Consider the following 13,371-nt stretch of genomic DNA (forward strand, 5'->3'; position numbering starts at 1 on the left):
GGGCTCGACCGTAGGGTGCGCCGCGCGCACCGATGAACCCGTTCACTCCGCCGCGTCATCCACCCTCGGCATCCGCTGCAGTTCGTACTTCGGATACAGGTGGCTGACGCTGCGGATCAGCTCGTAGCGGTTCAGACTCACCGAAGCGAACCGCTCCGGAATCGGCGACCGGATCACTTCATTCATCTCCTCCCCCTTCAGTGCCGCCTCCTTCAGCAAGCCATCCAGCCAATCCAGGTAATCGCGCATCTGCGCAAAGGGCGCCGGGTCCTGGCTGATGGGGCCGTGGCCGGGCACCAGGGTTTTCCAGGGCAGTTGCTCCAGGCTGTCGAGGTCCGCCAGCCAGGCATCCAGGCCGGGGCTGTTGGGTGTGGTCAGGGCGCGCTGGTAGAACACCAGGTCGCCGGCGAAGAGCACGCCGGTGCGCTCGTCCAGCACCGCCAGGTCGGCGCCGGTGTGGCCGCGCAGGGCCAGCAGGCGCAGGCGGTGGCCGCCGATCTCACGGACGCCGGGTTCGAGGACTTCGTTCGGCAGTACTACTTCGGTGCCGCGCATCCAATCGCCGACGAGCCGGTACATGTTCTCCGCCATGGCATCGCCCTGCTCCTCCAGCAGCGTGCGGGTACCGGCCAGGGCCGCGATGGGCGCGCCGGCGAAGGCCTGGTTGCCCAGCACATGGTCGGGGTGATGGTGGGTCAGCAGCACCAGGCTCACCGGCTGGTCGGTGACCCCGGCAATGGCGCGGCGCATGGCTTGGCCATAGGCTCTGGACGGACCGGTATCGATCACCACGACACCGGCATCGGTGACGATGAAGCCGGTGTTGACGATATTGCCGCCATTGGCCTTATCGAAATTGTCGGTGCTGCCCTCCAGCAGCCAGGTGCCCTCGGCGATCTGCCTGGGCTTGAGGTCGTAGTCCTGGCCTGCCTGGACGGAGAAGGTCAGGCAGGCCAGCAATAGAGTGATCAAACGCATGCTCCCTCCCTAGAAACTCGCCTCGAATTCGTTGCCATTGTTGTCCCGCAGCCACAGGCGTGCCCCATCCCTGCCCTGCACTTCCAGGCTGATGGTCGGGTTCTCGCTCACCGCCGGGAACAACTCCAGGGTGGCCAGGGCCTTGCCGTCGGCGTCACGCAATTCGGCCTGGTTGAGAAAGAACTCCGGGATGCCGCCGATAAGGCCGTTGTCCATGGGGTGGTCGATGCGCAGGCGCAGGCGGCTGGTGTCGCCATGGGCGAAACGGCCCCCGTGGACCTGGCCGAGCCGGTCCTCCCAGCCTGACTGGGCGCGCACCACGCTGGGCGCGGTGCAACCGCCACCGGCGGCATCGATGCGGGTCGAGCCGATGTGCCAGAGACCGTCGCGGGTCAGCACGGCGGCGCGGATGGGGGTGGCCTGCTCGACGCGGATGCGGATGGCCAGCAGCGGCGCTACCCGCTCGCCAGGGTGGAAGATGAAGATCTGCGGGATCGGATTGAGCTCGGCCCAAGCCATGATTTTCACCACCTCGCCGGCGAAGGCGCGGGCATCCACCTGGATCGGCACCTGTCGCGAGTCCTCGGCGAAGGGCGGTGCTTCCAGCACCACGCCGTGGTCATGGACGAAGGGCTGGCCACCGAGCAGACGCTGGTGGAAATAGTCCCACATCACCGATTCCACCGGGTCCTGCGCGGCCCAGAGCGGCGCCGCGCAACCCAGCATGCCCAGCAACAACACCGAACGCCTGTGCATCCCGCACCTCCGGTCATTGAACGTCCTGATAGAGCCCCGGCAATTCGTAGCGCAGCCCGTAGCCGGCGTAGAGTTTTTCCATGCGGCCATCGCGCACCATGGCGTCGAGGGTCTCCTCCAGCGCATTGGCGAGCTGGCGATTGCTCTCGTGCACGGCCATGCCGATGTCCCACTCGGGCTGCCCCAGGTTGGGATAGGTGTTATCGGCATTGCGGATCTGCGGGTCCCGGGCCTCGTGCTCGAGCCAATCCAGTTCGCCACGCAGCGCCATCACCGCGTCCACCTCGCCTTTGCGCATGCCCTCGAAGGCGGCCTGCGGCCCCGGATAGTGATGGGTATTGCGCGAGAGGCGCCCGGCGAAGACCGAGGTGAGGTAGAAGGACGGCACGCTATCCAGCTCCACGCCTATGGGGTGGAACTGGAACACCCCCATGCTCGGCACCTCGTCCAGCCGGCGGCTGTCGTAGGCCACCTGCCAGCGCTCGCGCTGGTAGGGACCGAACATCACCACCTGGTCGTTGGAGATTTCCCCCACGTCATTGCGCTTCTGCGCGAAGTCGCGGTCATACGGCACCCGCAACATCACGTCGGCGAGCACCCCGGGGCGCATGTAATGCCCCTTCCAGACGTAATTGCGCAGGTCGTCGTCGAGCTTCTCGCCGGGGGTCACCCAGAGCAGTTCCAGCTCCAGGCCCAGTCCTTCCGCCAGGGCACGCGCCAGGTCGACGTCCACGCCGCGCGCCTGACCTTTCTCCTGGAAGCTGTAGGGCGCGAAGTTCTCGTAAACGGCCACCTTGAGCACGCCGGAGTCGACGATGTCGTCATAGGGCCGAACCTGTGCCTGCGCCAATGGCAGGCACAGCAGCCAGCACAGCAGGAGCAGCGGGCGCATGACCGTCACTCTTCCACGTGCACGCTTTCCAGGTAGCTGCGGATGGCCCAGAGCGCTTCCTGGCTGAGGTAGTCGGCCATCTTCGGCATGTACACCGCGCCGTCGCGCACCGCGCCGTTGATCACCCGCTCCTTGAACCACTCGTCGCCGTCAGCGCTGATCTCCAGGTAGCGCAGGTCGGGGGCGATGCCGCCGGACTTGGCTTCCAGGCCGTGGCAGCGGGCGCAGTTCTGGTTGTAGGCCGAGGAGCCGATTTCCACCGCCAGGTCGTTCTTCTCATAGGGCTTGCGGTAGGGGTTCTCGTCACGCCATTCCTTGCCCAGCGGCTCCAGGCCATCGGTGTTCACGGCTTGGGGCACCACGTCGCCATGGGCGAGGACGATTCCGCTGAGGGTCAGGCCGGCCAGGAATGCGAGGCCGCGCAGTGCGCTGTTCTTGTTCATCTGTTACATCCTCATTGAGCTGCTGGGCAAGGCGGCGCCCCATCGGAGCGCTGTGGGGACATGGTAAGAAGCCCCCGGCAGCGCCCCCATGCTGCTTTGGTGGCCAGGCACTACTCCCTTGGTAGTAATGCGGGCGGAGGCAGGTCGACGGCTTGCCAGGCGCTATCGATCGCGCAGGCGCAAGCGCGCTGGCGAACGGCGGGAAGCCGTTCGCCAGCACGCTGGCTGTTGCGGAAAAGACGGGAGGTCGGGCCGTTCAGTCGGCCCCAAGCTGAGGTACCGGGAGGGATTGGACCGGTCCGGACATATGGATGCCGCAGCCGGCAAGATCATCGGACGCCCTGGCCAGTTCGAATTCGAGCGCGCAGCAGATCACCAGCAGTGGTAGCAGCAGATGCTTGATGATGACCATGGCGGCGTCCTCTTGCAGGTTCCTCTGGTTGTCAGGCTAGGACCGGGCGACCCGCCTGGCTGTACTACCTTGGTACCGCCAGGGCAGTACCTTGGGGTGGGTGGTCGTTCTACTCCCTGGGGTTCCTGGCGACGGAACTGTGGGGCGAGTTCATTGGCTATGTCTGCGTTAGCTGTTGCAGAACCGAATAGAAGCCTCTAGTACGGTGATTTCAGGCCTTCGTGCCAGCCTGATATAGCCCTCTCCCCCGGCCCCCGCCCTGCGCCCCCGCCTGATCGCTTCGCGCTCAGGCGTTCATCGGCAGCGGAAGCGGTGCTTCCGAAAGCGTGCCTCTTCACCCCTGAAGAGGAGAGGGGTGACTCGCGCCTGACAGGGCTCGGCAATCCTGATGCCTGGTCAGTGCCTGAATCAGCGCAGGAGAGGTGGGGCGGCGACTCCGCCCCGTCAGGAGGCCGAGCGGATTCGTTGCAGAGGGGGACGAGCGGCATGGATGCCGCGAGAGGCGTGCGGGGCCATGGATGGCCCCTCACGCCGGGCCCCTGGCGCAACGATGGAGCAAGGGAAACGCAGTAACAGCCGAAGGCTGGTCACCCGGCGAAGCCGGGCCGGATGCAGGGGCAAGCGTTTTTGGTTTCTTTTTTGTGGGCGGCATTCCGACGACTGAAAAAAGAGACTCGCCGGGAGGCGAAACAGGGACTCGCAGCCTGCACGATAATCAGCTTGGCTCTGGACGTTCCAGCAACATTCAATGCAGACATAGCCAATTCATTCGCGAACCGGACCGCAGGTTCGGCCTGGGAGTCAGCTTGGGGCTGCTGCGCAGCCCTTGGCGAATGAATTCGCCCCCACAACAAAGGCCCCGCAAGAACGCGGACTTGCCCGGCCTCACTCATCCAGCCAGATGACCGGCAGCACCAGGGCGCCGCTCCGATAGCCGGAATCGGAGGGCCTGGGGTGGTCGAAACCGACCATGCTGAGGATCAGCAGCAAGGGCAAGAGCAGGTGCTTGAGGATGTGCATGGCGGCCTCCTTCTGGTTCTTGTGCGGCCATGCTAGGGCCGAATCGCCGACCGGTTCCTACTACCTTGGTAGCGCCCGACCGGTACTTTCTTCATATTTCCCAGGCGCTGCCCCATTCCTATGCTGGCTCCACGTACAGAGGAGCCATGAAATGCGCCATTACCTGCTTCACGGCCTAGCGTACTTGCTGGCACTATCCGGCTCCGCCCTGGTCGCGACACACGTCCATGCCGAAGACGACAGCCTGGACGTGCGCATCGGTTACCTGGCCTGGGCGCCGGCCCCCGGACCGCTGCTGTCCAACGTCATCCCGGAGCCGGAGGACGCGGGGCTGCGCGGCGCCGAACTGGCCATCACCGACAGCAACAGCACCGGTCGCTTCCTCAAGCACAGCTACACCCTGACGGCGGTCCGCACTTCCACCCCCGAAGCCTTGCTGACCCAGGCCCGCGCCCTGCATGACCAGGGGCTGCGCCTGTTCGTGGTCAACGCCCCAGCTGAACAAGTCGTGCAGCTGGCCGACGCCCTCCCCGACAGCCTGCTGTTCAACGCCGGCAGCCCCAGCGATGAGCTGCGTGGCGCGCAATGCCGGTCCAACCTGCTGCACAGCCTGCCCAATCGCGCCATGCTGGCCGATGCCCTGGCGCAGTTCCTCGCCACCCGCCGCTGGCAGCGCTGGCTGCTGGTGAACGGCCAGACGCCCGACGACCAAGCCTACGCCGCCGCCCTGCGCCGCGCCGCCGGGCGCTTCGGCGCGAAGATCATCGAGGAGAAGCCCTGGAGCTTCGACAACGACCAGCGCCGCAGCGCCCAGGCGGAAATGCCGCTGTTCACCCAGGCCAGCGAGTACGACGTGGTGCTGGTGGCCGACGAGCGTGGCGACTTCGGCGAGTACCTGCCCTACAACACCTGGTATCCGCGCCCGGTGGCCGGCACCCAGGGCCTGACGCCCACCGGCTGGCACAAGACGGTAGAGACCTATGGCGCCGCGCAGTTGCAGAAGCGTTTCGAAGCCCTGGCCGGCCGCTGGATGAACGACCGCGACTTCGCCGCCTGGATCGCCGTGCGCAGTATCGCCAGCGCCGTGACCCACCTGAAGAGCGCAGACTCGCAGGCCGTTCGCCGCCTGGCGCTGTCCGCCGACCTGCCCCTGGACGGTTTCAAGGGCCGCAAGCTGAGCTACCGCGACTGGGATGGCCAGCTGCGCCAGCCGATTCCCCTGGTGCAGCCCCGCGCCCTGGTCAGCACCTCGCCCCAGGATGGGTTCCTGCACCCGGTGAGCGAACTCGACAGCCTCGGCTTCGACCGCCCGGAAAGCGCCTGCCGCCAGTTCGCGGCGGCCGACTGAGCACAACAAGAAGGACAACTGCCATGCCCACGCCCCTTGCCGCCGCCGTCGGCGCCGCCCTGCTGGTCCTCGCCGGCCCGGCCCTGGCCGCCACCGCCTACGTCTCCAATGAAAAGGACGACAGCGTCAGCGTGATCGACCTGGACAGCCTGGAGGTCACCGCCAGCCTGCCCGTGGGCGCGCGTCCCCGCGGCCTCGCGCTGTCCAGCGACAACAAGCTGCTCTACATCTGCGCCAGCGACGCAGACACGGTGCAGGTGATGGACCTGGCGACGCGAAAGATCGTCAAGGAACTGCCCTCCGGCGCCGACCCCGAGCAATTCGCCCTGCATCCCAACGACCGCTGGTTGTACATCTCCAACGAGGACGATGCCCTGGTGACGGTGGTCGACACCCAGAGCGACCAGGTGCTGGCGCAGATGGAAGTGGGCGTGGAGCCCGAGGGCATGGCGGTGAGCCCGGACGGCAAGTGGGCGGTGAACACCAGCGAAACCACCAACATGCTGCACTGGATCGACACCGCCACCCAGAGCCTGGTGGACAACACCCTGGTGGACCAGCGTCCGCGCCATGTGGAATTCAGCCAAGACGGCAAGCTGCTCTGGGCCTCCGCCGAGATCGGCGGCACGGTGACGGTGGTCGACGTCGCCAGCCGCCAGGTGCAGAAGGTGCTGAAGTTCCAGATCAAGGGCGTGCACCCGGACAAGGTGCAGCCGGTGGGCGTCAAGCTGACCCGCGACGGCAAGTACGCCTTCATCGCCCTGGGGCCGGCCAACCACGTGGCGGTGGTGGATGCCAGGACCTACGAGGTTCTCGACTATCTGCTGGTGGGCCGGCGGGTCTGGCACCTGGCCTTTACCCCGGACGAGAAGCGACTGCTGGCCACCAATGGCATCAGCGGCGATGTCTCGGTGATAGACACCGACAGCCTCAAGGTGACCAAGTCGATCAAGGTCGGCCGCTATCCCTGGGGCGTGGTGGTGACGCCATGAGCGCGCTGGAACTGACCGGAGTCGACTTTGCCTACGGTCCACGCCGCGCCCTGGAGCAGGTGGGTTTCGTCCTGCAGCCGGGCAGCTTCACCGCCCTGCTCGGCCCCAACGGCGCCGGCAAGTCCACCCTGATCGCCCTGCTCACGCGCCTCTACGACCTGCAGCAGGGCGAGATCAGCGTGTGCGGCCACTCCCTGCGCCGCGAGCCGCGCAAGGCCCTGGCCAGGCTCGGCGTGGTGTTCCAGCAGAGCACCCTGGATCTCGACCTCAGCGTCGAACAGAACCTGCGCTACCACGCCGCCCTGCACGGGCTGCCCGGCAAGCTCGCCGGCAAACGCATCGAGCGCGAGCTGGAGCGCCAGCAGCTGGGTCCGCGCCGGCACGACAAGGTGCGGCTGCTCAACGGTGGCCACCGGCGGCGGGTGGAGATCGCCCGCGCCCTGCTCCAGGAGCCGCACCTGCTGCTGCTCGACGAAGCCAGCGCCGGCCTCGACCCGGCCAGCCGCGACGGCCTCAACCGCCACGTCCGCCAGCTCTGTCGCGACCGCGACATGGCCGTGCTCTGGACCACCCACCTGCTGGACGAGGTACAGCCCGAGGATCGCCTGCTGCTGCTGCACCAGGGGCGGATCATCGCCAATGACAGCGCCGCCGGCCTCGGCTCACGCGACGAAGGCGGACTGGCCGGTGCCTTCGAGCGATTGACTGCATGAACAGGCACGGGCGAATCCCCGTAGGGTGTGCCGTGCGCACCAGCGGCGCATCGGTCTGGTGCAGAGTTCATCCGGTCGCTCGAATCGGTGCGCGCAGCGCACCCTACGGTCGGGCGCGGAGTGTCCCGGCAGGGTACGCCGCGCGCACCAGCGACCCCGCACGGAAACACCGGTGCGCACGGCGCACCCTATCCATTGGCATTTCGGAGTCCATCCCATGCTGACCCCCTACTGGCAATGCCTGCGCGGCATCCTGCTGCGCGAGTGGCTGCGCTTCGTGCTGCAGCGCACGCGATTCCTCAGCGCCCTGGTGCGCCCACTGCTCTGGCTGCTGGTGTTCGCCGCCGGTTTCCGCGCGGCCCTGGGGATCGCCATCATCGAGCCCTACGACACCTACATCACCTACGAGACCTACATCGTGCCGGGGCTGGCCTGCATGATCCTGCTGTTCAACGGCATGCAGGGCTCGCTGTCGATGGTCTACGACCGGGAAATGGGCAGCATGCGCCTGCTGCTCACCAGTCCCCTGCCCCGGCCCTTCCTGCTGGCGGCCAAGCTGTTGGCGACTTCGCTGGTGTCGCTGCTGCAGGTCTATGCCTTCCTCGCCATCGCCTGGCTCTACGGGGTTCAGCCGCCGGCCGCGGGCCTGCTCGCCGCGTTGCCGGCACTGCTGCTGGCCGCCCTGCTGCTCAGCGCCCTGGGCCTGCTGTTGTCCAACGGCATCCGCCAGCTGGAGAACTTCGCCGGCGTGATGAACTTCGTGATCTTTCCGCTGTTCTTCCTCTCCTCGGCGCTCTACCCGCTGTGGAAGATGCGTGAGGCCAGCGAGTGGCTGTACTGGCTCTGCGCCCTGAACCCCTTCAGCCATGCGGTGGAAATGGTGCGCTTCGCCCTTTACCAACGCTTCAACGGGCTGGCGATCAGCGTCTGCCTGGTGCTGACCTTGCTTTTCGCCGTGGCCGCCCTGCTCAGCTTCAACCCCCAGCATGCGGCATTGCGCAAGGCGGGCTGACGAGGTTTGCGCGGCGAGTTGTAACGCAGCAGAGACGCCTGGCCCCCCCATGCTTCCGCCCGGAATCAGCCACACAGGGTTAGTCGCAAAGAGCCTGAAGACAGCACAATGGCCAATTGACGCTATCGGTTGTCAGTAACAAGATATTTCGAGATGGATAGGGAGCCGCCGGAAGCTTTCTCCCGCCTCGGTTCTGCATTCGATCATGACCCACGGGGTTGAAGTGGGGGGTCGGGTCGTTACCTCGCGAAAGCCGCTGGAAATGTGCCGTGCTCTCATTCTTCCGACACGCCGCTCAGTCGGAAGTCTTTTCCTTGCTGCCCCTTTTGGCGCGCAGGGACGTGATGCACCAGGGGACTATTGCGAGGAGGAGTCAATGTACCTTCCAAGGGATGTGTCTAGGGCACGCCTCAGGGACGCGGAAATTGCCAGTAGGAATTTCAAGGAGTTGGCGACCGCCATTACAAGAGGCGAGGTCACACGACGCGATTTCATCAAATGGGGCCTGGCCACCTCCGGCGGATTGCTGGTCCCGGTTCACGGCCTGAGTCCCTTCACCAGCAGCGCCTATGCCGGCGTCTTCGATATTCCCTCCGGGCTCCCACCCAGCCCGCTGTTCGGCGTCCAGCCTTTCACCCAGGCCATGCCGCGCTTCGATGTTCTGCCACGCAAGGCCTATGTGCCGGGTACGGGGGTGATGGACCCCATTCCCGCTTTCCCCGGAACGCCGGGCCCTGACCCCACCGAGCAGGCGAACACCACCCAGCAGCCGGTAGCGGAGGTGCTGGGCGGCGGAACCGGGCCGATCGAAGGCCGTCCACCGGGACCGATCTGGGCCCACCAGCGTTGGGGCGAGTTTCCGCCCAAGGTCGTGGTGGAGGTCACCCAGGAAGGCGCCAAACCCAATGCCGTCTACAACCCCGGCGTGCCGTCAACCCTGAATTCCGGGATCGATCCGGCACAGGCTTTACGTCCGGCCTTCCACCCTGGCCTTCCGGACCAGGGGCCGCTGGCGCTGTGGACCTTCAACGGCACGCTGCCGCCCAAGTTGATGATCGGCCGGTACCACGAGCACATCCTGTTCCGCCATCACAATCGGCTGCCGGAGGACCCGACGCAGAACGGCGGCTTCGGCATCCACACCATCAGCACCCATGAGCACAACGGCCACCACGGTGCGGAGAACGATGGCTTCACCGGGGCCTACTTCTTCCCCCAGCAGTTCTATGACTACCACTACCCGATCTGCCATGGCGGCTACTTCAGCGCCAACCCGGACGCGAACGACCCGCGCTGCGGCAGCCCCAACGACGCCGGTGGCATCGACAACCTCCAGGGCGACTACCACGAGACCATGAGCACCCACTGGTTCCATGACCACATGTTCAGCTTCACCTCGCAGAACGTGTACAAGGGCATCGCCGGGATGTTCAACCTCTACAGCAGCGTCGACCGTGGCAACGAGGAGATCAACGATGGCGTGAACCTGCGCCTGCCCAGCGGCACGGCCAATTCCTACGGCAACCTGGACTACGACGTTAACCTGATGCTCGCCGACAAGGCCTGGGACGGCGAGGGCCAACTGGCGATGGACATCTTCGACTTCGACGGTTTCCTCGGCGATGTCATGACGGTGAACCTGGTCTACAAGCCCTACTTCGAGGTCGAGCGGCGCAAGTACCGTTTCCGCATCCTCAATGCGGCAGTGGCGCGTTTCTTCAAGCTCGCCCTGAGCGACGCCTCGCCGATGATCCAGATCGCCAATGACGGCAATCTGCTGCCGTCCCCCGTGGTGCTCTCGACCCTCGACGAAATGGGCATCGCCGAACGCTATGACATCGTCATCGACTTCGCTCGCTATCCAGTGGGCGCGAAAGTCTGGATGGTCAACCTCGCCGAGCACGAGAACGGTCGCCGGCCCGTGCAGGACCTCTCGCTACGCGAAGCGATGTCGGGCAATTCCAGCGATCCTTGCGTGGGCCGCTTCCTCGAGTTCCGCATCGTCCGCGACCCGGCCCGGCCCGATATCAGCCAGGTCCCCGATGTCCTCGTGCCGAACCCGGACCTGTCGCACATTCCCGTGGCGGCGGAGCGGACGTTCGAGTTCGGCCGTGGCGCCATCCAGACCACCAGCGACCCCATATCGAGCTTCTTCGGCCACTGGGGCGTCGGCACCGATCGCGGCGACAAGCTGGCTGCCGATTTCGGCCGCATCTCGGCGGCCCCGCGCTTCGGCACCCGCGAGATCTGGACGTTGAAGAACGGCGGCGCTGGCTGGGACCACCCCATCCACATCCACTTCGAGGAGGGTCAGATCCTTGCCCGCGACGGCCGCCCGGACAATGTCCCGGCCTGGGAACGGGGCCGCAAGGATGTCTACCGGCTGCACCCGGGTAGCAGCGTCACCCTGACCATGCAGTTCCGCGATTTCGGCGGGATGTTCATGGAGCACTGTCACAACACCACCCACGAGGACAATGCCATGTTGCTGCGCTGGGAAATCGACAACGCGGGCGGCGCCTTCCTCCGGCCGCTGCCGACGCCGATCCCGACCCCGCAGGGCGTACGCTTCGTGGACCCGACCGAAATCCTGCCAACGGCCTTCAGGTAGGAGGTCCCAGCATGGGCCGCTTGAGGTGGTGGGGCAGTCTGGCGGCCTGCTTGCTGTTGGCCGGACGCATGGGTATGGCCGGGCAACCCTGGGGGGCCGGCTATTTCCCGGATGCGCCCCTGGTCACCCAGGACGGCCAGGAGGTCCGTTTCTACAGCGACCTGCTCAAGGGCAAGTCGGTGGTGGTGAACATGATCTACACCCGCTGTCAGGACACCTGCCCGCTCAGCACCGCCAATCTGGCACGGGTGCAAAAGCTGCTTGGCGATCGGGTGGGCAAGGATATTTTTTTCTACTCCATTACCGTCGACCCCGAGCACGACACGCCGGAGGTGCTCAAGGCCTACGCGGAGAAGTTCCATGCGGGGCCGGGCTGGCTGTTCCTCACCGGCAAGCCGGACGACCTCACCCTGGTGCAGAAGAAGCTCGGTCTGTGGTCGAGCTCCGATGCCGTCGACCCGGACGGCCACCTCTCCAGCCTCATGGCCGGCAACGAGCCCACCGGCCAGTGGATGCGCCAATCCACCGTGGACAACCCGCAATTCCTGGCCACCAAGCTCAGTTCCTTTCTGCTGGGGTGGCAGAACCAGGCTGGGGTCAGCAGCCAGAGCTACACCGCCGTCAAGCCGATCGAAAACCTCGAGGCAGGTGGCTACCTGTTCCGCAGCGCCTGCGCCGCTTGCCACACCATAGGCCAGGGCGAGGCCCTGGGCCCGGACCTCAAGGGCGTCACCGCGCGCCGCGACCGCGCCTGGCTGAGCCGCTACATCAAGACGCCGGATGAACTGCGCGCGCAAAAGGACCCGATCGCCCTGGAACTCTTCGGCAAGTACCGTCAGGTGGCGATGCCCAATCTGCGCCTGGGTGACGAAGACGTGGAACTGCTGATCCGTTATCTCGAACAACAGGGCGCCGCCCCAGCCCAGCTGCCAGCGCTACAGCCGGTCGCGGCCCCTCACGACCCACACGCCGGAGGCAACTAGGACTCCGCAAGGAGTCCAGGAGGACAAGATGAACATTACCCATGGAAAAATCCCGCCAGCCCTGGTCGCGTTCGTCGGGTTGCTGGCCAGTCTGGTTTCCAGCAGTGCCGCCACCTCTCCGCTCTTCCAGCGCCGCACCGACGTGAGGACGACCCCCATCGCCGGCACCCTGGCCGGCAAGACCGAAGACATCGACCTCAGCGGGCTCGCGCGCATCAACGCCACCGCCTTCACCGATGACGACCCGGGCTCGCCAGCGGGGGTCTTCCTGCTTGTCGATTTGCAAGAAGTGACCGGTGTCGGCCAACAGACGGGGACTCGCTATCTCGCCCATGGCCAGAACCAGGTGCTCCGCGAGTTGCAGCAGGTAACAGTAGTGGAACTGGTCTTCCCCGTCTCGCCGGAAAACGCCAGCAAGACCGAGGCCACGGAAGCCGTGCTGGCCACTTTCCAGCTGACCTTCGACGTCGCCCAGGGCCAACTGAAAGACGCCACGGCCAGCTTTTCCACCCCTGTTTTCTAGGCGCTGGACAGGCAACGCCGGGCTCCGGCCCGGCGCACCTCTACTACTTTGGTACTGATCACCCCCTCTCAACGTCGAATTCCAAAAGCAGCGGCGCTGGCCTGTAATGGCTGCATAAAAAGAACAGAGAGCCCGCCATGAAGCGTCTCCTCGCCTGCCTGACCTGCCTTGCCCTGGTGCTGCCCGCTGCTGCCAACGACGCGGCTGATACCGCGTTGTTCTCCGCCGACGGCTATCGCCTTGGCCGCTATCGCAGCCCCACCCCGGAACGGGTCGAGCCCGCCCGCACCCTGGATACCACCCAGCTCCAGGCGCAATTGAAAGAACGACCCGACACGCTGCTGATCGACGTCTACCGTCGCCAGTGGCTCAATGGCCAGTTCATCGCCGACGAACCCCACGCGAACCTGCCGGGCAGCCTGTGGCTGGCCAACACCGGCGATGGCCAGCTCGCCCCGCAATGGCAGGGTTACTTCGCCCACCATCTGCGGCGGGCCAGCCAGGGTCGCCAGGACCGGCCGCTGGTGTTCTACTGCCGTTCCGACTGCTGGCTGAGCTGGAACGCGGTCAAGCGCGCCGCCACGCTGGGCTATACCAACCTCTACTGGTACCGTGACGGCATCGACGCCTGGGAACAGGCCGGCCTGCCCCTGCAGCCCGCCCGTCCAGAGCCACTCCCCTGACCCGG

14 protein-coding genes are annotated in these 13,371 nt (G+C 65.9%); 8 read left to right on the top strand and 6 right to left on the bottom strand.

Features of this window, described 5'->3' with window-relative positions; all coding sequences use genetic code 11:
* Positions 1 to 42 precede the first annotated feature (42 nt).
* The 6 genes from ACFW0H_RS24710 to ACFW0H_RS24735 form a co-directional block, all read right to left on the bottom strand.
* A complete protein-coding gene (locus ACFW0H_RS24710; RefSeq protein ID WP_422916486.1) occupies positions 43 to 978 on the bottom strand; it encodes a quinoprotein relay system zinc metallohydrolase 1 in 936 nt (311 codons plus the stop codon).
* A gap of 9 nt (positions 979 to 987) precedes the next feature.
* Complete coding sequence (locus ACFW0H_RS24715; RefSeq protein WP_422916487.1) at positions 988 to 1,734, bottom strand: quinoprotein dehydrogenase-associated SoxYZ-like carrier; 747 nt, start codon at positions 1,732 to 1,734, stop codon at positions 988 to 990.
* 13 nt (positions 1,735 to 1,747) lie between these two features.
* Positions 1,748 to 2,626, bottom strand: coding sequence for a substrate-binding periplasmic protein (locus ACFW0H_RS24720; protein WP_422916488.1), 879 nt, complete (start codon positions 2,624 to 2,626; stop codon positions 1,748 to 1,750).
* Between the two features lie 5 nt (positions 2,627 to 2,631).
* Positions 2,632 to 3,069 (bottom strand): cytochrome c-550 PedF, encoded by a 438-nt coding sequence (pedF, locus tag ACFW0H_RS24725; protein WP_422916489.1) that lies wholly within the window; start codon positions 3,067 to 3,069, stop codon positions 2,632 to 2,634.
* 256 nt (positions 3,070 to 3,325) lie between these two features.
* On the bottom strand, positions 3,326 to 3,481 hold the full coding sequence (locus ACFW0H_RS24730; RefSeq protein ID WP_422916490.1) for a hypothetical protein: 156 nt from the start codon (positions 3,479 to 3,481) through the stop codon (positions 3,326 to 3,328).
* A gap of 885 nt (positions 3,482 to 4,366) precedes the next feature.
* Positions 4,367 to 4,501: a hypothetical protein gene (locus ACFW0H_RS24735; protein ID WP_422916491.1), complete on the bottom strand. Its 135-nt coding sequence runs from the start codon at positions 4,499 to 4,501 to the stop codon at positions 4,367 to 4,369.
* Between the two features lie 151 nt (positions 4,502 to 4,652).
* On the opposite strand from ACFW0H_RS24735, the gene ACFW0H_RS24740 reads away from it, so the two are divergent.
* From ACFW0H_RS24740 to ACFW0H_RS24775, 8 genes are all read left to right on the top strand, one after another.
* Positions 4,653 to 5,849 (top strand): ABC transporter substrate-binding protein, encoded by a 1,197-nt coding sequence (locus ACFW0H_RS24740; RefSeq protein WP_422916492.1) that lies wholly within the window; start codon positions 4,653 to 4,655, stop codon positions 5,847 to 5,849.
* Positions 5,850 to 5,872: 23 nt separating this feature from the next.
* Complete coding sequence (locus ACFW0H_RS24745) at positions 5,873 to 6,841, top strand: YVTN family beta-propeller repeat protein (RefSeq protein WP_422916493.1); 969 nt, start codon at positions 5,873 to 5,875, stop codon at positions 6,839 to 6,841.
* Complete coding sequence (locus tag ACFW0H_RS24750; protein WP_422916494.1) at positions 6,838 to 7,554, top strand: ABC transporter ATP-binding protein; 717 nt, start codon at positions 6,838 to 6,840, stop codon at positions 7,552 to 7,554. The genes ACFW0H_RS24745 and ACFW0H_RS24750 overlap by 4 nt, the downstream gene beginning before the upstream one ends.
* Positions 7,555 to 7,774: 220 nt before the next feature.
* On the top strand, positions 7,775 to 8,566 hold the full coding sequence (locus ACFW0H_RS24755; RefSeq protein WP_422916513.1) for an ABC transporter permease: 792 nt from the start codon (positions 7,775 to 7,777) through the stop codon (positions 8,564 to 8,566).
* 448 nt (positions 8,567 to 9,014) lie between these two features.
* The gene (locus ACFW0H_RS24760; RefSeq protein WP_422916495.1) at positions 9,015 to 11,177 is read left to right on the top strand and encodes a multicopper oxidase family protein; all 2,163 of its coding nucleotides are present in this window, start codon (positions 9,015 to 9,017) and stop codon (positions 11,175 to 11,177) included.
* Positions 11,178 to 11,188: 11 nt separating this feature from the next.
* Complete coding sequence (locus ACFW0H_RS24765; RefSeq protein ID WP_422916496.1) at positions 11,189 to 12,160, top strand: SCO family protein; 972 nt, start codon at positions 11,189 to 11,191, stop codon at positions 12,158 to 12,160.
* A gap of 28 nt (positions 12,161 to 12,188) precedes the next feature.
* Positions 12,189 to 12,683: a hypothetical protein gene (locus ACFW0H_RS24770; protein ID WP_422916497.1), complete on the top strand. Its 495-nt coding sequence runs from the start codon at positions 12,189 to 12,191 to the stop codon at positions 12,681 to 12,683.
* A gap of 137 nt (positions 12,684 to 12,820) precedes the next feature.
* The gene (locus tag ACFW0H_RS24775; RefSeq protein ID WP_422916498.1) at positions 12,821 to 13,366 is read left to right on the top strand and encodes a PQQ-dependent catabolism-associated CXXCW motif protein; all 546 of its coding nucleotides are present in this window, start codon (positions 12,821 to 12,823) and stop codon (positions 13,364 to 13,366) included.
* Positions 13,367 to 13,371: the final 5 nt, after the last annotated feature.

Origin of the sequence: Metapseudomonas cellulosilytica, from assembly GCF_049334135.1 — a bacterium.
Lineage (GTDB): Bacteria > Pseudomonadota > Gammaproteobacteria > Pseudomonadales > Pseudomonadaceae > Metapseudomonas.